Origin of the sequence: Sporosarcina aquimarina, assembly GCF_019748715.1 — a bacterium.
GTDB classification, from domain to species: Bacteria; Bacillota; Bacilli; order Bacillales_A; family Planococcaceae; genus Sporosarcina; species Sporosarcina newyorkensis.
Genome location: NZ_JACLBZ010000023.1, coordinates 42,945 through 60,939, shown reverse-complemented (window position 1 = coordinate 60,939; position 17,995 = coordinate 42,945). Strand labels below are relative to the sequence as shown.

The 17,995-nt window shown below is 42.9% G+C and carries 15 protein-coding genes; 10 read left to right on the top strand and 5 right to left on the bottom strand.

Annotated elements, in window-relative coordinates:
* Nucleotides 1-168: 168 nt before the first annotated feature.
* Complete coding sequence (cysI, locus tag H7J92_RS11675; protein WP_221837068.1) at nt 169-1,896, bottom strand: assimilatory sulfite reductase (NADPH) hemoprotein subunit; 1,728 nt, start codon at nt 1,894-1,896, stop codon at nt 169-171.
* A gap of 24 nt (nt 1,897-1,920) precedes the next feature.
* Nucleotides 1,921-3,741: an assimilatory sulfite reductase (NADPH) flavoprotein subunit gene (locus H7J92_RS11670; RefSeq protein WP_040759814.1), complete on the bottom strand. Its 1,821-nt coding sequence runs from the start codon at nt 3,739-3,741 to the stop codon at nt 1,921-1,923.
* Nucleotides 3,742-4,063: 322 nt separating this feature from the next.
* Between H7J92_RS11670 and H7J92_RS11665 the strand changes: the two genes are divergently transcribed.
* The 4 genes from H7J92_RS11665 (at nt 4,064) to H7J92_RS11650 (ending at nt 8,061) form a co-directional block, all read left to right on the top strand.
* Nucleotides 4,064-5,137, top strand: coding sequence for a DUF2157 domain-containing protein (locus tag H7J92_RS11665; protein WP_009498500.1), 1,074 nt, complete (start codon nt 4,064-4,066; stop codon nt 5,135-5,137).
* Nucleotides 5,127-5,666 carry a GDYXXLXY domain-containing protein gene (locus tag H7J92_RS11660; RefSeq protein WP_221837066.1) on the top strand — a complete coding sequence of 180 codons (540 nt, stop codon included), beginning with the start codon at nt 5,127-5,129 and terminating at the stop codon, nt 5,664-5,666. The genes H7J92_RS11665 and H7J92_RS11660 overlap by 11 nt, the downstream gene beginning before the upstream one ends.
* Nucleotides 5,667-5,971: 305 nt before the next feature.
* Nucleotides 5,972-7,705 (top strand): AAA family ATPase, encoded by a 1,734-nt coding sequence (locus H7J92_RS11655; RefSeq protein ID WP_221837064.1) that lies wholly within the window; start codon nt 5,972-5,974, stop codon nt 7,703-7,705.
* 200 nt (nt 7,706-7,905) lie between these two features.
* On the top strand, nt 7,906-8,061 hold the full coding sequence (locus tag H7J92_RS11650; protein WP_078818406.1) for a DUF1540 domain-containing protein: 156 nt from the start codon (nt 7,906-7,908) through the stop codon (nt 8,059-8,061).
* Nucleotides 8,062-8,129: 68 nt separating this feature from the next.
* Here the strand turns inward: H7J92_RS11650 and H7J92_RS11645 are convergent, their stop codons facing one another.
* Nucleotides 8,130-8,537, bottom strand: coding sequence for a PaaI family thioesterase (locus tag H7J92_RS11645; RefSeq protein WP_009498505.1), 408 nt, complete (start codon nt 8,535-8,537; stop codon nt 8,130-8,132).
* Nucleotides 8,538-8,923: 386 nt separating this feature from the next.
* On the opposite strand from H7J92_RS11645, the gene speD reads away from it, so the two are divergent.
* From speD to nspC, 6 genes are read left to right on the top strand one after another with little or no spacing between them, the layout of a single operon-like run.
* Nucleotides 8,924-9,748 (top strand): adenosylmethionine decarboxylase, encoded by an 825-nt coding sequence (gene speD / locus H7J92_RS11640; protein ID WP_078818407.1) that lies wholly within the window; start codon nt 8,924-8,926, stop codon nt 9,746-9,748.
* Nucleotides 9,729-11,216, top strand: a complete 1,488-nt coding sequence (locus H7J92_RS11635) for an aminotransferase class I/II-fold pyridoxal phosphate-dependent enzyme (RefSeq protein WP_221837062.1) — start codon at nt 9,729-9,731, stop codon at nt 11,214-11,216. Before speD ends, H7J92_RS11635 begins: the two co-directional genes overlap by 20 nt.
* On the top strand, nt 11,213-12,064 hold the full coding sequence (gene speE / locus H7J92_RS11630) for a polyamine aminopropyltransferase (protein WP_078818409.1): 852 nt from the start codon (nt 11,213-11,215) through the stop codon (nt 12,062-12,064). Before H7J92_RS11635 ends, speE begins: the two co-directional genes overlap by 4 nt.
* On the top strand, nt 12,054-12,914 hold the full coding sequence (gene speB, locus H7J92_RS11625; protein ID WP_217698595.1) for an agmatinase: 861 nt from the start codon (nt 12,054-12,056) through the stop codon (nt 12,912-12,914). Before speE ends, speB begins: the two co-directional genes overlap by 11 nt.
* A gap of 16 nt (nt 12,915-12,930) precedes the next feature.
* The gene (locus H7J92_RS11620) at nt 12,931-14,130 is read left to right on the top strand and encodes a saccharopine dehydrogenase family protein (RefSeq protein WP_078818410.1); all 1,200 of its coding nucleotides are present in this window, start codon (nt 12,931-12,933) and stop codon (nt 14,128-14,130) included.
* 10 nt (nt 14,131-14,140) lie between these two features.
* Nucleotides 14,141-15,277 carry a carboxynorspermidine decarboxylase gene (gene nspC / locus H7J92_RS11615; protein WP_078818411.1) on the top strand — a complete coding sequence of 379 codons (1,137 nt, stop codon included), beginning with the start codon at nt 14,141-14,143 and terminating at the stop codon, nt 15,275-15,277.
* 52 nt (nt 15,278-15,329) lie between these two features.
* On the opposite strand, the gene cax is transcribed toward nspC, so the two are convergent.
* Both cax and nikC read right to left on the bottom strand, forming a co-directional pair.
* Nucleotides 15,330-16,376: a calcium/proton exchanger gene (gene cax / locus H7J92_RS11610; protein WP_078818485.1), complete on the bottom strand. Its 1,047-nt coding sequence runs from the start codon at nt 16,374-16,376 to the stop codon at nt 15,330-15,332.
* Between the two features lie 718 nt (nt 16,377-17,094).
* Nucleotides 17,095-17,991, bottom strand: coding sequence for a nickel transporter permease (nikC, locus tag H7J92_RS11605; protein WP_221837060.1), 897 nt, complete (start codon nt 17,989-17,991; stop codon nt 17,095-17,097).
* Nucleotides 17,992-17,995: the final 4 nt, after the last annotated feature.

Below are 17,995 nucleotides of genomic sequence, written 5' to 3'. Positions count from 1 at the left end.
GTCCCGTTACACCGAGCCAAGCCATTTCCAGACCGAACCAATCCTTCCATGCACCGCACCTTCTCTCTTTCCGCTGACCGGCCGAAATAAACATATTTCCCTCCATAAAAAAGCCCGAAAAGTCAGGTGAAAATGACTTCTCGGACAACTTCGTTTTTCTGCAAACTATTAAACTGTATGAAAATTTGTTCCATCCGTAGTCGCTGCCACTATTCCGGCACGAATGACAAAGTCCCCAAAATGTTCACCTGCTTCACGCTCTTTCGCATAGCGATTCAGGATTGGCTGCAATTCACTTAAAATTTCCTTCTCTCCGATGTTTTCCCGATAGATTTTACTCAGTCGTTCACCGGCAAATCCACCGCCTAAGTACATATTATACTTACCTGGCCCTTTTCCAATGAAACCGATCTCCGCTAACGCTGAGCGTGCACAGCCATTCGGACAACCTGTCATCCGTGTCACAATCTCTTCATCGCCAAGACCCGCCTCATCCAGCAAGCCTTCGATCTTTGTAATTAATGAAGGTAAATAACGCTCTGCTTCCGCCATTGCCAAGCCACAAGTCGGCAATGCGACACACGCCATGGAATTACGTCGCAAAGACGATTGCGAAGTGGCAGACTCCAATTCATAGCGAGCAATGATCTTCTCGATTTCTTTCTTATTCGTAGTCGTCACATCGCCAAGAACCAAGTTTTGATTTGGACTTAAACGAAAATCACCTGTATGGATTTCTGCAATTTCCCGTAAAGCAGTCATCAATTGATAACCTTCTGTATCACGGATTCTGCCGTTTTCCACAAAAAATGTGTAATTCCAACGATCGTTCGTCGCTTCGACCCATCCATAACGATCTCCTGTGTGATCAAAATGATAAGTACGGGCCTCTTCCAATTCCCATCCGAGACGGCTATGAAGTTCCCCAATGAGCCAATCCAGCCCGCGTGCATCAATTGTATATTTGAAACGTGCGTACTTGCGCACAGAACGATTTCCATGATCTCGCTGAATCATCATCAGCTGCTTTGCAACTTCAACGACTTGATCCGCCGGTATATAACCAATCAATCGGGCCAGCTGTGGGTACGTCTGCTCGTCACCATGCGCCATACCCATTCCGCCGCCTACTGCTACATTGAATCCCTTCAGCTTGCCGTTCTCTACAATCGCAATCAAACCGATATCTTGCGAGAAAACATCCACATCATTCATCGGCGGAACCGCAATCCCGATCTTAAATTTCCTCGGCAAATAGGTTGCTCCATAGATTGGCTCCACTTCGGTTTCTTCCGTACTGTCGATTACTTTTTCGCCATCCAACCAGATCTCATGATATGCACTTGTCTTCGGTAATAAGTCTTCACTCAGTCGTTTCGACCATTCAAAGACTTCCGCATGGATCGGTGATTCGTTTGGATTTGGACTACACATCACATTCCGGTTGACGTCTCCACAAGCTGCAATCGAATCCAGTAATGCATCGTTCATTTCCTGAATGTTTTTCTTCATATTCCATTTCAAAATCCCATGCATCTGGAATGCTTGTCGAGTTGTCAATTTCAATGTACCATTACCATATTTATGTGCCAGTTCATCCATTACAAGCCATTGTTTCGGCGTAGCAAAGCCAGCTGGCGTACGGACCCGTATCATGAATTGATAGGCAGGTTCCAATTTTTGACGCTGACGCTCTGTCCGCACGTCCCGATCATCTTGCAAATAACTGCCATGAAACTTCATCAGCCGGTTATCATCGTCCGGTATTCCAGCACTGATTGAATCCTTCATCGTATTGATCAGATTCCCCCGTAGGTAATCACTTTCAATTTTTATTTCTTCCACATCACTTGGCGGTCCGTCTTGTATATGGACTCGTTTTGTTGTTGAAGCCATTTCACCATTCCCCTTTCATTTGATTTAATAGACATCTCGTTGATAACGTTTCTCCTGAATCAGTTGCGTCATGAATTGTTCTGATTCTTCCAACGTTTTTCCGCCCTCCTGCTGAAGGATCTCCAGCAATGTAGCATGAACGTCTTTTGCCATGTTTTGCTCGTCACCGCATACATAGATTACAGCACCGTCTTCAATCCATTGATAGAATTCTTGACTCGCCTCTTTCATTCGATGCTGAACATATACTTTTTCTTCGGTATCACGAGAAAACGCCACATCCAGACGAGACAAGCTCCCATCTTTCACATAGTTTTGCCATTCTGTTTGATAATAAAAATCCGTCACATAATGCTGATCTCCAAAAAACAGCCATGACTTCCCTTCTGCGCCTGTCTCGCTGCGCTCCTCAATAAATGAACGGAAAGGTGCGATACCGGTGCCTGGGCCAATCATGATAATCGGCGTTTCAGGGTTTGTCGGCAAACGGAAGTTGTCATTTTTATGCACATAGACAGGCAGCGTATCGCCCGGTTCAAGATTTTCCGCACATTGAATGGAACAGACCCCTTGCCTGCTGCGTCCATGCGCTTCATAGCGAACTACTCCAACAGTAAGATGTACTTCATCCGGATTGGCTTGTAGGCTACTAGCAATTGAATAAAGTCTTGCAGGCAGTTTACGCAGAATTCCGATCAGTTGTTGCTCGGAGGCTGAAATCGGTCCGAAATCCTTAAGTGCATCCAGTAAATCACGCCCTTCGATATACGTCCGCAATTCGGACGCTTGCTCTGATTCCAGTAGGTGTTTCAATCGTTCTGATTCAGAGTAGTTCGATAATTTTTCAAGCAGTGGTTTTGTCAGCACAGTAATCTCAAAGTAGTTTAATAGAGCAACACGGAGTGCACGACGCTCTCCTTGCGAATTAATTTCTACCGTTTCTTCGGGGTTCCAAGACCCTTCACCTATAACTTTATCAACTAACTCGGAATTATTTTCAGGAAAAATTCCTAAACTATCACCTGGTTCATATACTAAACCAGAACCTTCTAATGACAGTTCCAAATGTCTGGTCTCTTTATTTGACCCTCGCCCGTTTAGGTTTATATTCTCCAGTACTTCAGCGCGAAACGGATTCATTCGAGAATATTGAGTGGAGGTTGTGTTTTCGACTTCTAGACTAGCTGCCGCAGACTGTCCGCCAGTCTGAATTTGTAATGCGACTTCCACTGCTGCCAACCACTGTGCAGCCGGCTCATCATAATCCAAATCACAATCAACACGCGGCGCTAGCGGGGTAGCTCCCAACTCCGAAAGTCTTTTATCAAAGTCTGACCCCGTCTTGCAGAAAAACTCATATGAACTATCTCCGAGTGCCAATACGGAATACTGAAGATGATCCAGTTTTGGAGCTCGACGTCCATGTAAGAATTCGTATAGAGGCAACGCTGTGTCAGGCGGGTCCCCTTCTCCATGTGTACTGACTACCAGAAGTAAATGCTCAAGTTTTTTCAATGTAGTTGGCTTGAAATCGCTCATTGACTGGATCGTTACATCGAAGGATTGTTCTTTTAATTTCGCTGCCGCTTGTTCAGCAACCCCTTGCCCATTGCCTGTCTGGGAACCATAAAGAATAGTTATTTCTTTCACTGCGGTCGGCACCTCTATTGCCGGACGTTCAACAACAGCAATATGACTCCCGCTTGGCGGAGATGTTGCCGCACTGATCGCTGTCAAATAGCCGCTCAGCCAATTTTGCTGAGTTTCCGTAATGCTAGGCAGCAGACGATTCAGCAATTCTACTTGCTCTTCACTAAAAGGACTGTTCGTAACTTGTAACGCCACATTCATCACCCTCGCAAACTAATATAGTATTCTCTTTTGTCATCATCTCATCGACAAGACCCAATCAGCCTGTCAACTTCAGTTAAAAGATGTTTACATTGTATTATGATTATTCCTATTAGTCAAGTAGGTTTTTAGTGAATTGAGTTGGATTTCAGACTTTTTAGACAGGATTTCCATCCGAAGTATACTAAAAAACATTCAACTTCCCGTGTGTTTTTCCAGTATGATAGTAACCTAAGAAAATCTAAGCGCTAGGCAGATGTAACTTTATACAAAATATTACGTCTACTTAGTACTGACATGATAGGAGGGAAAAGGAGTGAAGAGAAAAGTAAGCAAACCACAGTACGCTTTCTTAAAACAAGAATTCAACTTTCTTGAGCAACATGGAAAACTAGAATCAGAGGATGCTAAAGACTTACTTGCACTTTACGAACCAAAGGGCGCGACGAATTTCGTACGTTTATTGCTTGTCTTCGGAGCTATATTGGTAGGGGTTGGCATATTAAGTTTCATAGCCGGCAACTGGGATGGACTGATTCCATTTTCTAAATTCGGATTAATTGTCATCGCATTTATTTTATCGTATTCGGCCGGATACAAATTGGAACCAAACTATGAAAGAACAGCTCGCAGCATGTATTACATTGGAGCAGCTATTTATGGTGCAGGCATTTTTCTAGTTGGCCAAAGTTTTCATTTGCAGCATACTGTCTACACGGACTTTCTATTATGGGCTGTCGGAATCCTTCCTCTCGCTTATTATCTGAAGGATCAACTTCTTGCCGTATTCGCAAGTGTTTTTTTAATAATCTATAGTTTTACAGCTTTCGAACCTGGCAGTTTCGGACCTTATTGGTTACTATTACTTCTTCCTATCTTATTTTGGATGAATGAAAAAAGGTTTGGCAGGAAAAGTTCACTCTTTGTCATGTCGACCTTGCTGGCAACAGCATTTATTGTCAATACGCTGGAAGCATTCCATTTTGACGAATGGATCTCCATGTTGATCGTCTTTACCGGTGGTCTGTTGATAGCTTTATTTCCTATCAAACATTTCCGTACGGAGTCATCTTGGATTGGTTCTTTCCTATTTGGTACTGTGGGTATCATGCTGACCTTCCCCTATTCTTGGAGAGAATGGCAGTTGGAAACCATTGCACCTTATATATTCACTGCTTTATTCATTATCCTATTGGTTTATTTCTTGAAGCAAAACAGCCTGCCCGCAATTTTGATCACTTGTGCGTTAATTTATCGGTATTACACAGACATCACATATGACTTCATGCCAAAGTCTTTATTTTTCATAATTGGCGGCTTGCTTTTGATCGCATTCGGATTCTGGTTTGAAAAATCACGACGAGAGACGGTGAAGCGCCATGAAGAATAAAAGGAATCTATTTCTACTGGCCTTTATTGCTCCACTCGTTGTACTTTTGTCTATGACGTGGAAACCGTTGTGGACACTGAATGTCGGTACGCCAATTTTATTGGAGACCGTGCCTGTCGATCCTCGTGATATTTTATACGGAGATTATGTCAGCTTACAGTTTGCTGTGGAAGAAGTTCAAGCGAAAGACATGGACCCAGCTTTATTGAAAGAACTTTCAACTGAATCATACGGAAAGATGGTTGTCTATGCCGTGTTGCAGCAGGAAGACAAAAACAAATACGGACTAAAAATGGTGACTGCAGAAAAACCCGATAGCGGGGTATTTTTGAAGGGACGTATGCATTATTACGGTCAATCTCCATATAATCCGCAAACGACTTATTACGCCAACTTTCTGCCCGATCGTTTCTATGTCCCTGAAAATACAGGCAAGCGTCTAGAGGATCTTTCGCGTGAAGGACAGCTCATCGCAAAAATAAAAGTACACAACGGGTATGCCGTGTTACAGGATATTGTTCAGAAATAAGGGGTGTCTGAGAAGTCATTTCCAACTGACTTTTCAGGCGACTCTTTTTTATATGGGAGGCTTTGGTTCGCTCCTTTCCCGTTCATGAAAAAAGACGATCACTAAGAGAATCTCCTGATTTTCATTGTATACTCTTCGCGTTTACCTCCTTTTCAATTCTAGCGCCTAGTAATAAATCGCTAACTTGCTAGGTATTTACTCACAACGTAAAGAATTTGTAACTATTTCGTAGGCTTTTGTACTGTTCAAAACTACTATTTTTCATTATACTTTGAAGTAACTTAGAAAAGGAGCTGTAGCTGACCTTGAAGCCTATCTCGAAATTAGCATCAAAGATTCTAATTTTAGTCCTCTTTGTCACGGCGATCGCTGCAGGAGTCACATGGAACTATCTACAAGGAACTGGTGGGCAGGAAATCTCTTTTGCAGAGATGGAAAAATTGATTGCTGAGCAATCAGGTGCTGCGCTGACGCTGAATGAATCAGCTGATGGAGAACTCTCCCTTACACTAGATAATCAGACATACTTCACCATGGTCCGTCCACAAAGTACGTTAGTGGACGATCTAGTACAAAAATATAATATATCTTATCAATATAAAACAGCCGGTTCAGCTGGAGGATGGATCATTGGGGGATTAGTATTGGCAGCTCTCGTCACATTGTTCCTACTCCACAAAAAAGGCAAGTTAAATATCGGAGCGTCCGGCATGAAACATCAGGCATCTAAAGCAACACCACTGCCCGATATTACACTTGAGGACATCGGCGGTCTTCCACAAGAAATGAAAGAAGAGATCCAGCAAACGTTGGAAATTTTTAAAAATCCAGGAACTGCCAAAGACATGGGCATTGAATTACCAAAAGGGATTTTGCTGTACGGTCCTCCTGGAACAGGCAAAACACTGTTGGCTCAAGCAATGGCGAAGGAGATCGGTGCCACTTTCTATTCTTCAAGCGGTGCTTCTTTCACTGAATTATTTGTAGGGGTCGGTGCTTCGCGTGTCCGGACATTATTCCAAAACGCTCGCAAACAAAGCCCTGCTGTTATTTTTATTGATGAAGTGGATGCGCTGGCCGGAAAACGGAAAGAGCATGGCGGTGAGGAATCTGAAAAAACATTAACCGAATTACTTGTTCAATTGGATGGCGGTAATGACAATGATGGTGTACTGTTCATCGCGGCAACCAACCGAAAAGATATGCTAGATGATGCGTTCTTGCGTCCCGGCCGTATCGATTTCACATTCAACGTGCAGTTACCCGATACAAAAGGACGTCGGGAAATCATCGATATCCATACAAACGGTAAAACATTGGCGCCAAACGTCACCGCTTCTTTAGATACTCTTGCTGAGAGCACATCTGGTTTTTCAGGAGCTGAAATCAGCGGATTATTTGAAACGGCCAGCCGTCGCGCAATCAGAGAAGGGCGCAAGCTGATCGAAAAGCATGATTTGGATTTTGCGATAGACCGGACGATTCTTGGGAATACAGCGCGCACTCTGAATGATCAGGAAACGAAGCGCCGAGTTGCCATTCACGAATCAGGTCATGCGCTTATCGCCGCATTGACCAAACCAGGTTCTGTAAGAAAAGCGACCATTATTCCTCGCGGACAAGCGCTCGGCTATGTGGCGCCTATTCAAAAAGAACTGCATTTATCAACAGCCAGTGAATTACTAGATCAAGTGAGTATGATTTTAGCTGGCGGTATTGCAGAACGTATATACTTAGGTGAGCATAGTATCGGTGTTGGCGGTGATGTCGAACAAGCGAAAGACATTCTTGACCGTATGGTGAATACAGGCTTATTTCAAGATGGATTTTCTTTGATCTTCAATAAAGCCGAAAAAGAAGAAAAGATGCAAATGCTCTTTAATCAGGCGGCGCAAAAGACCGAATCCTTGATCAAGGAACACGCCTATCAATTTGAGGAATTAGTCAATGCTCTCTATAAAGAAGAAACACTCGAAGGCGAGGAAGTTCAGCGTATTGTAGAGTTATCCTCCCCTAAAGAGACGGTTGTATTAGTTTGACCCTCTTACAAATTTAATGACCAGAATTTACAACAGCTGGGATCATTTGAAATGATCCCAGCTGTTTTTTCATTTCAGACGGAGTTGCATGTGCCAATAAACGCACGCATATTATTCAACCTAGTTTTGCTCTTTTATTCTAATTGTTCAGCATGAATTCAATCTTTCTGGGCATCAATATGAAAAGGGAGGTGTGTCGAATGGCAAAAGATGTATTATGCGAAGTGACTAATTGTCATTTCTGGGAATCCGGCAACCAATGTGGTGCAGAAGAAATCAAAGTAGTGACCAGAAAAGGAAAAAAAGCAAAAGACTCCGCAGAAACAGATTGTCAGACCTTTATTCCAAAAGGATGACCACCTACTGACAGCCAAGCATTCAAGCTTGGCTGTTTTTTATTCATGCCGTCAACTTCAAAGCACCGTCATTTCAATTTAAAAGTGGCAGTACAATGTGCGACCAACTCGTCGTTTTCATTAAACAATTTACCTTCCACTAACGCCGTACTGCGGCTCCGATTGATCACGGATGCTTTGGAATAGACGGACTCCTGAACAACCGGCTTCAGGAACTGTGTTGCCATTTGAATGGTCATAACATCATCCGAGCCTAGTGAGCGACAAAGCATACCCATCGTTGTGTCTAAGATAGACATATACATGCCGCCATGAATTGTACCACGCACATTATCATATTCTGGACGGTACGGCAGATATAATTCCACATCGCCCTCTTCCAGTTTTTTCGTTTGCAAACTTGCAAATTTCCAAAATGGACTCGTTTCAAAATCTTGCCGTACTTTTTCCAAATATTCGACTGTCGTATGATTCATTTAAACCCCTCCATAAGAATAAGATGTTTACCCTATACCATATCGCAATCTTCTTAGTACGACAATTCATAACTTTTTTTATTGACGAAATATCGACATGTTTTTTTCAAAAAAAAGGGTTTGTTTTTTTGTAATTTTCCTTTATAATGAAATCAATTTCATAAGTTTTTTAAATTTAGGAAGAGTAATTCTGTGAATATTTCACCAAGCTGATCACCTGTTATGTAATAGACTAGAGGATACCCTCTAAACGTATATCGTCTTTTATATACAAGCCAACAGAGTAAAGGTCTCTCTCCAATCTGTCATGTTTGTGCACGCGCATGTAGATTGGGGAGGGATTTTTTTATGCACATAGATTTGAACAATATGAATAGAAAGGACGGATGTTAAGGTTGGAAAATAAGCTGAAGCTCTACGGCTTTAACAACCTCACCAAAACTCTTAGCTTCAACATATATGATGTAAGCTATGCGAAAAGTAGACGAGAGCAAAGTGAGTATATCGCCTATATCGATGAGCAATATAATTCAGAACGATTGACTAAGATTCTATATGATGTGACCGAAATGATCGGTGCTCATGTATTAAATGTCAGCAAACAAGACTACGATCCTCAAGGCGCAAGTGTCACGTTAATGATTTCGGAAGAAAAGTTTCCTGCTTCACAGATCGATCCTTCTTGCAATCAAGGAGCTATACCTTTCCCTCCTGAAAAGGATTCTGTCGTTAGCCATTTAGATAAAAGTCATGTGACGGTCCACACGTATCCCGAGTATCATCCTGATAACTCAATTGCGACATTCCGGGTGGATATTGATGTGTCGACATGTGGAGAGATTTCTCCATTGAATGCATTGGATTATCTGATTGGCAGCTTTGATTCGGATATCATCACAGCAGATTACCGGGTACGAGGCTTCACGCGATCCGTCGACGGTAGAAAGTTATTTATGGATCATGCCATGACTTCCATCCAAGATTTTATTGATCGAAAAACTTTAGAGAAGTATGACGCTATTGATGTTAATGTGTACCAATCGAATATTTTCCATACAAAAATGCTAATTAAAGAAATTGATTTGCAGGATTACCTATTCAATAAAGACGTTTCAGAACTTCCGCCGAAGGAACGGCTTCAAATCTCTCATAATTTACGAAAAGAGATGATTGAAATTTTCAGCGGTTCCAATGTTTATGAAAATGAGTGAGGAGAAAATCGTGATACATTCACAACAAAGAGCCCCTATCATGGAAGCATTGCAGCGCTATCAAGCTGCTCGAGTTGTCCCATTCGACGTACCAGGACATAAACATGGACGCGGCAACAGTGAGTTGGCTGCGTTCCTAGGTGAAACCTGTCTGCAACACGACGTAAATTCGATGAAACCACTCGATAATTTATGCCACCCGGTTTCAGTCATCAAGGAAGCTGAACTATTGGCAGCTGAAGCATTTGGCGCAAAACATGCTTTCCTGCTCGTTAACGGCACGACATCTGCAGTTCAAGCGATGGTCATGACAGCCTGTAAAGCAGGAGAGAAAATTATCATGCCGCGCAATGTTCATCGTAGCGCAATCAATGCATTAATCTTAAGCGGTGCTGTGCCTGTTTACGTCAATCCCGGTGTCGATGATAATCTTGGAATTCCGCTCGGTATGGCGGTCGAAGAAGTGAAACTTGCCATCTTGGAACACCCTGACGCAAAAGCGATACTGATCAACAACCCAACGTATTACGGGATTTGCTCTAATTTAAAAGAAATTACTGAACTAGCACATGAATACGAGATGCTCGTACTGGTGGATGAAGCTCACGGCACGCATTTTTATTTCAATGACCGACTTCCTGCATCGGCTATGTCTGTCGGAGCTGATATGGCTTCCGTCAGCATGCATAAATCGGGCGGATCGCTAACACAAAGCTCGTTCTTATTGATCAACAATGGAGTAAGTGAGGGCTATACACGTCAAATCATCAATTTGACTCAAACGACGAGTGGCTCCTACCTATTGATGTCGTCGCTCGATATTTCACGAAAAAACCTGGCACTGCATGGTCAGGAAATCTTCAATAAAGTAATTGAGATGGCCCAATATACACGAGATGAAATCAATAAAATCGATGGCTTCTATGCGTACTCAAAGGAATTGATCAATGGGGATACCATCTTTGATTTTGATGAATCAAAGCTGTCAATCCATACGCGCGGAATAGGTTTGGCCGGCATTGAGGTGTACGATATTTTGCGGGATGAATACGATATCCAAATCGAATTCGGCGATGTGGCGAACATCTTGGCTTACATTTCCGTCGGTGATCGAAAGCTTGATTTGGAACGTCTCGTAGCTGCGTTGACTGAAATCAGACGACGTTATAAAAGGGACTCAAGCTCTTTATTCGACCATGAATATATCAATCCTGAGATCATTCAAACACCTCAACAGGCATTTTACGCGCCCAAAGAAATATTATCATTACCAAATGCAGTCGGCCGTGTTGCCAGTGAATTTGTTATGTGCTATCCCCCGGGTATTCCGATCGTCGCACCGGGTGAACGTGTGACAAAAGAGATTGTTGACTATATCGAATACTGCAAGGAAAAAGGTTGTTTCTTAACGGGGACCGAAGATCCAAATGTAGAAATCATCAATGTAGTAAAGGAGGCTGACCGATGAACCTATGGTATACCGAAGATCATTCACCGCATGTGCGTTTTTCTTTTCGTGTAGAAGAGCATTTATATACGGCAACAAGTGAGTTTCAAAAAATTGATGTATTCCAATCTACAGAATTTGGAAGGATCCTGACACTGGACGGCTATGTTATGGTGACGGAGAAAGATGAATTTATCTATCATGACATGATTGTCCACGTTCCGCTGGCAACGAGCCCGGCCATTGAAAAAGTGCTGGTGATCGGTGCTGGTGACGGCGGTACGGTTCGCGAACTGACGAGATATCCAAACATCAAACAAATTGACATGGTAGAAATCGATCGACAAGTAGTGGAAGTATGTCAGAAGTTTCTCCCGAAAACTGCTGCCCAGCTGACAGACCCACGAGTAAATCTATATTTCGAAGATGGACTGAAATTCGTCCGTCAACAAGAAAATGCGTACGACTTGATCATCGTCGATTCTACAGATCCATTCGGTCCAGGAGAAGGTCTCTTCACGAAAGAATTTTATGGCAATTGTTATAAAGCACTAAACGATGAAGGCATTTTAGTGAATCAGCATGAAAGTCCTTTCTACGCAGAAGATGCACGCGGGATGCAGCGTGCTCATAAAAGCATCATGGGCTTCTTTCCAATCTCTAAAGTGTATCAAGCCCATATACCGACTTATCCGTCAGGTCACTGGCTGTTTGGCTTTGCATCCAAAAAATATCATCCTATTGAAGACTTACAGGCGGATATCTGGAATGAGCTTGGATTGAAGACAAACTATTATAATACTAAATTGCATGCAGGCTCTTTTGCATTGCCTAATTATGTAAAGGAGCTGTTAATCCATGCTGAATAAAAATATTGAAACATTTCTTGGTTTCGATGCTGAGTACCAAGAGTCTTCTTTCGTCGTTTTTGGGGCTCCATTTGATTCCACGACGTCCTTTCGACCCGGCACACGTTTTGCCAGCAAAGTGATGCGCAGCGAATCATTCGGCCTTGAGACGTATAGTCCCTATCAAGACGCAGATTTGACGGACTATCGCCTCTTCGATGGCGGTGATTTAGAATTAAGTTTCGGCAATACGGAACGTGCATTGGAACAAATCGAGCAATTCACCGCGAAGATTTTGGATGATCAAAAAATCCCTTGCATGATTGGTGGTGAGCATCTTGTCACATTGGGTGCTGTTCGCGCGGCGGCAAAGAGCTACCCGGATCTGCATGTCATTCAATTCGATGCTCATACAGATTTACGCGAAGACTATTTAGACCAACGTCTATCGCATGCTACCGTCATTCGAAGAGTTTGGGATCTTCTTGGAGACAATCGGATTTATCAATACGGAATCCGCTCAGGAGATCGCCCTGAATTCGAGTGGGCTGCTAAACAGCATGTTTTTATGAATAAATTTAATTTTGATGGACTTGAAGATACAGTGCAAGAGTTACAAGGTAAACCCGTCTATTTGACGATAGACTTGGATGTGCTCGATCCTTCCGTCTTCCCTGGAACGGGGACGCCTGAGGCTGGAGGTGTCAGCTTTATGGACCTTCTGACAGCTATACTGACGGTCAGCAATTTAAATATCGTGGCATGTGACGTCAATGAACTATCCCCTGTTTACGACCAAAGCGGTGTATCGACGGCTGTCGCTTGTAAAGTTGTACGGGAATTAACAATTGCACTTAATAAAAAATTATAAATTGGTGGTGTTTTTAATGGGAAAAGCATTAATTATCGGAGCTGGCGGAGTAGCCAGTGTAGTGGTTCACAAATGTTGTCAAGTACCGGATGTTTTTGAGGAAATTTGTATCGCCAGTCGGACGAAAGCAAAATGTGATGCCTTGAAAGAAAAATTAGATGGCGGCCGTACAAACATACAAACTGCTCAAGTAGATGCCGACAATGTCGCGGAATTAGTCGAATTGATTAACGAATTCAAACCAGATATCGTGATCAATGTCGCGTTGCCTTATCAGGATTTGACGATTATGGATGCATGTCTAGAGACAAAAGTGGACTATTTGGACACAGCAAACTATGAGCCTCTCGACACAGCAAAATTTGAGTATAAATGGCAATGGGCATATAAAGAAAAGTTTGAAGAAGCGGGGATCACTGCATTGCTTGGCAGCGGCTTTGACCCTGGCGTAACCGGTGTTTTTTCTGCTTATGCCTTAAAACATTACTTTGACGAAATCCATACAATTGATATTGTAGATGCCAATGCAGGCGATCACGGCTACCCGTTCGCAACAAATTTCAATCCTGAAATCAATATTCGCGAAATTACTGCAAATGGCCGCTATTATGAAAAAGGCGAGTTTGTGGAGACAGCGCCACTCGAAGTGAAGCGTGTCTATGACCTACCCGAAATCGGTCCGAAAGATGTCTATTTGCTCTATCATGAAGAACTGGAGTCATTGGCAAAAAATATTACCGGTATAGAAAAGATCCGTTTCTGGATGACCTTCTCTGAAAAATATCTAACTCATTTACGCGTACTTGAAAATGTAGGCATGACATCTATTGAGCCCATCGTATTTGAAGGTCAACAAATTGTACCGCTACAATTTTTAAAAGCTGTTCTGCCAGACCCAGCTTCACTTGGACCGCGTACTAAAGGTAAAACGAATATCGGCTGTATTTACCAAGGTACGAAAGATGGAGAACCTAAAACCTATTACGTCTATAATGTTTGCGATCACCAAGAATGCTACCGAGAAGTCGGCTCACAGGCAATTTCCTATACTACAGGCGTGCCTGCGATGATCGGTGCCATGATGATGCTGACTGGCAAATGGAAAAAACCTGGCGTCTTCAATATTGAGGAATTCGACCCTGATCCGTTTATGGAAGCATTGAATGAATACGGTTTGCCTTGGCATGAAGATTTCAATCCGACATTGATCGACTGAGGAGAATGACATGAACTTCGATGTGAAAGCAGTCCCTTCACCTAGTTACGTGGTGGAGGAGCAGCTGCTCATAAACAACTTACAAAAAATGAAGACCATCATCGATCAAACCGGCTGTAAAATCTTGCTCGCCCAAAAAGGATTCTCCATGTTTGAAGTATATCCTTTAATTGGCGAATACTTAAACGGCGTAACGTCAAGCGGCTTGCTGGAAGCCCGGCTCGGTTATGAAGAAATGGGTAAGGAAGTCCACACCTATTCACCTGCTTTTCAGGAAGATGAATTTGATGAGATCCTCCGTTATTCCGATCATTTGGTCTTCAATTCATTCGCACAGTGGCGGAGATTCAAAGGGCGAATCCAGAAGAGCGAAAAACATGTTGAATGCGGCATCCGGATCAATCCCGAATACTCGGAGATTGAAGTCGATATGTATAATCCCTGTTTTTCGCATTCCAGGTTTGGCGTCACGTCAGCTGATTTCGCGCCTGATCTACTTGAAGGCATTAGCGGTCTACACTTCCATACGATGTGTGAACAAAACTCCGATACATTATGGCGTACCATTCAAGTGGTCGATGAAAAGTTCGGACCTTATCTGAAGCAAATGAAATGGATCAACTTTGGCGGTGGACACCACATTACACGTGCTGATTACGACAACGCAACATTAATTCATTCGATTAATTTCATGAAGGATAAATACGGATTGGACGTCTATTTGGAGCCGGGCGAAGCTGTTGCGCTCAATACCGGCTTCCTAGTTGCTACAGTGCTCGATACATTGCATAACGGCATGCCGATTGCGATTCTTGATACCTCGGCTTCGTGTCATATGCCTGATGTGTTGGAAATGCCGTACCGTCCTGAAATTATCGGAGCCAGCTTGCCGAACGAAAAACCTTATACGTATCGTTTGGGCGGTCCTACTTGCCTGGCAGGTGACGTCATTGGAGACTATTCTTTTGATGCTCCTTTACAGACCGGTGATCGTCTCGTTTTTTGCGATATGGCTCACTACTCGATGGTGAAAAACAATACGTTCAACGGTATGAATTTGCCGTCCATTGCGCTGCATACAGTTAAAGGCGAAACTAAAATTGTTAAACAGTTTGGCTATGAAGATTTCAAAGGACGGCTATCCTAATTAAACCCCGGTTCGCATAGCGAACCGGGGTTTTCACATGTGCTTCATTTTTTCACAATAAAAAGAACCCGATACCCATAATCACATACGCGGCGAATAACGTCAGCCCTTCAAACCAGTTGGACTCGCCATCATGACAAATATTCACAACTAGCAATGTGGCGGTGATCATGGCGATCAGTTCCGGCCAAGTGAATACGAGGGGCATGGCTTGTGGCATCATCAACGAGATCAGCACCAATACTGGTGCGACAAACATTGCCACTTGTAAAGTTGAGCCAATTGCAATTTCAACGGAAACATCCATTTTATTCTTCATGGCCATCGTGATTGCAGATGAGTGCTCTGCAGCGTTACCAACGATCGCAACGATAATAACCCCAATGAATAGTTCAGACCAGCCAAACTTCTCACCTAGGGTACCAAATGTATGCACTAGCTTCTCTGATACAAATGCCACTGCAACAGTTGAAAGTAATAAAACAAGGATAGACTTCTTTTTCGTCCATTCCGGTACTTCGTCTGTCTCATGCGTATCTGAACCAAATACTCCTCGGTGAGTAAATAATTTAAAGACCAATCCTGCTAGATAAAGTGCAATGAGAATTACCGAAATACCAATACTGAGATTCAGTGTTGTACTCTCATCCATCGTCATTGTGAAAACTTCCGGTATTACAAATGCAACAATTACCGCAAAGATTAGCAGAGCCGAGTTATAACGAGCATCATAAATGCTGAAATTTTGGCGCTTATGTTTCAAACCTCCGGCGAAAAAGGATAGTCCCAGAACTAGTAGCAAGTTCCCTAAAACAGAACCTGTCAAAGAGGCCAACACAATACCAATCAAGCCCGCTTTCAGTGTAAATATAGAAATTATTAATTCAACGGCATTACCAAATGTAGCATTCAGCAAACCACCAATCCGTGGACCGCTGACAATTGCCAAGCTTTCTGTCGCCCTGCCAATAAAAGCTGCCAATGCAATGATGCTTATACAGCAAAGCGCAAACATCCACAAATCCGACCAATGAAAATAAGAGCCGATTAAGACTAACGGTACACCCATGAAAGCTAAAGCAGTGAATACTTTATTCAGTTTCTCCACCTCATCTCTAATACAATTTCTATTATCTTTCCCCTATTTCTCTTTAGACAAACGGAGAGCAGCGAAATTTCATGTGTAAGAGTAGAATATAGAACAAAAAAACTGCACCCATTATAGGTACAGTCCAGCTAATGAATCATCGGCCATTCAATTCTGAAACGCAAAAAGGGGCCAGGACAAAACTAATTTGGTCATAATGAAAGACGAACAATCGTATAAAACACAAAAAGGTGTGGGTTACTTAGTGTGCGGTTAGGGATTTGCCCTCCAGGCAGGGACGCTTTCCGGGCAAATCCTACATTTTGTACGGTAGGACAGTTGTCTTGGCCCCGAATACAGAAAGTTTTCCTATGTTCAATTTTGAAGCATAGAAACCCAGTGCTTAATTCATATTTTGGGATTTTTAAGAATGTAAAATTGCTATCAAACTGCCTTGTATACAAAAATTAGGATTGAAGCGGAGGGCAGGGCGACTCCTGCGGGATGTAGCGCAAATGGTGAGACCCCAAAGGAAGCGAAGCGGACGAGGAGGCTCACCTGCGCCCCGCGGAAAGCGTCCCTGCCCGCAGCGGAAATCCCATAGGCAGCTCCAAGTCTGCAATACCTTTGCAGTAGAAAAAACCGAACTATTTTACAAAACTTTGATTGAATGTTTTGTATTCGTTCGGTTTTTTTATCGTTATGAAACCTTTTGTCCCAGCCTCTTATGTTAACTTTTCATTTTCGGATCCAATGCATCACGTAAACCATCGCCCATCAGATTAAAACCTAAAACAGTTAACATAATCGCCAGTCCTGGAAAAATCATTGTCCAAGGAGCGTTTTGTAGATAATCCTTAGAGTCCGCTAACATCTTTCCCCACTCAGGGTATGGCGCTTCTGCTCCAAGTCCAAGGAACCCTAACGCAGCCGCCTCTAGAATGGCCGTAGCAATTGCTAATGTTCCTTGTACAATTACCGGAGCCATCGAGTTAGGTAAAATGTGCGAGAACAATATCCGTAAATCCTTCATTCCAATCGCTTTTGCCGCGGTAATATACTCGTCTTCCTTAATACTTAATACTTTGGATCGAATCAATCGTCCGAAGTTTGGAATATTGATAATCGCAATAGCTATGAGTGCATTACGCAAACTTGGCCCTAATACAGAGACAATTGCAATAGCCAATAAAATCGAAGGAAATGCGAGCATGATATCGAAAATCCGTGAAATGATCGTATCTATCCAGCGGCCGTAGTAACCTGCTACGATTCCTAAAATACTGCCCACGATAATCGACCCGACTACCGAGAAAAATCCAACAGATAATGAAATTCGAGCGCCATGGATAATACGCGAGAAAATATCCCGGCCGAAATCATCCGTTCCAAACCAATATTCTGAAGAAGGAGGCTGCAGCCGATCTGCCATTAGCTGTTCGTTGATTCCTTCTTTCGTCACTAATGGACCAAATAGAGCGAGGAGGATAAAGAAGAGCACTATGGCAGCTCCAACGACCGCCACCTTACTCTTGCGAAAACCTATCCAAGCTTCCCGCCAAGGTCCTGTTGTCTTTTCTAATTGTGCTTCAGCAACTCCATCTACCTTAGGCGTTAATTCTGACATGAAC

Bases quoted from the DNA above. Each gene is read 5' to 3' on its own strand.
- cysI (WP_221837068.1), bottom strand. From the start codon at position 1,896: ATGGCTTCAACAACAAAACGAGTCCATATACAAGACGGACCGCCAAGT.
- H7J92_RS11660 (WP_221837066.1), top strand. From the start codon at position 5,127: ATGAAGAATAAAAGGAATCTATTTCTACTGGCCTTTATTGCTCCACTC.
- H7J92_RS11650 (WP_078818406.1), top strand. From the start codon at position 7,906: ATGGCAAAAGATGTATTATGCGAAGTGACTAATTGTCATTTCTGGGAA.
- H7J92_RS11645 (WP_009498505.1), bottom strand. From the start codon at position 8,537: ATGAATCATACGACAGTCGAATATTTGGAAAAAGTACGGCAAGATTTT.
- speD (WP_078818407.1), top strand. From the start codon at position 8,924: ATGTTAAGGTTGGAAAATAAGCTGAAGCTCTACGGCTTTAACAACCTC.
- H7J92_RS11635 (WP_221837062.1), top strand. From the start codon at position 9,729: ATGTTTATGAAAATGAGTGAGGAGAAAATCGTGATACATTCACAACAA.
- speE (WP_078818409.1), top strand. From the start codon at position 11,213: ATGAACCTATGGTATACCGAAGATCATTCACCGCATGTGCGTTTTTCT.
- speB (WP_217698595.1), top strand. From the start codon at position 12,054: ATGCTGAATAAAAATATTGAAACATTTCTTGGTTTCGATGCTGAGTAC.
- H7J92_RS11620 (WP_078818410.1), top strand. From the start codon at position 12,931: ATGGGAAAAGCATTAATTATCGGAGCTGGCGGAGTAGCCAGTGTAGTG.
- nspC (WP_078818411.1), top strand. From the start codon at position 14,141: ATGAACTTCGATGTGAAAGCAGTCCCTTCACCTAGTTACGTGGTGGAG.
- nikC (WP_221837060.1), bottom strand. From the start codon at position 17,991: ATGTCAGAATTAACGCCTAAGGTAGATGGAGTTGCTGAAGCACAATTA.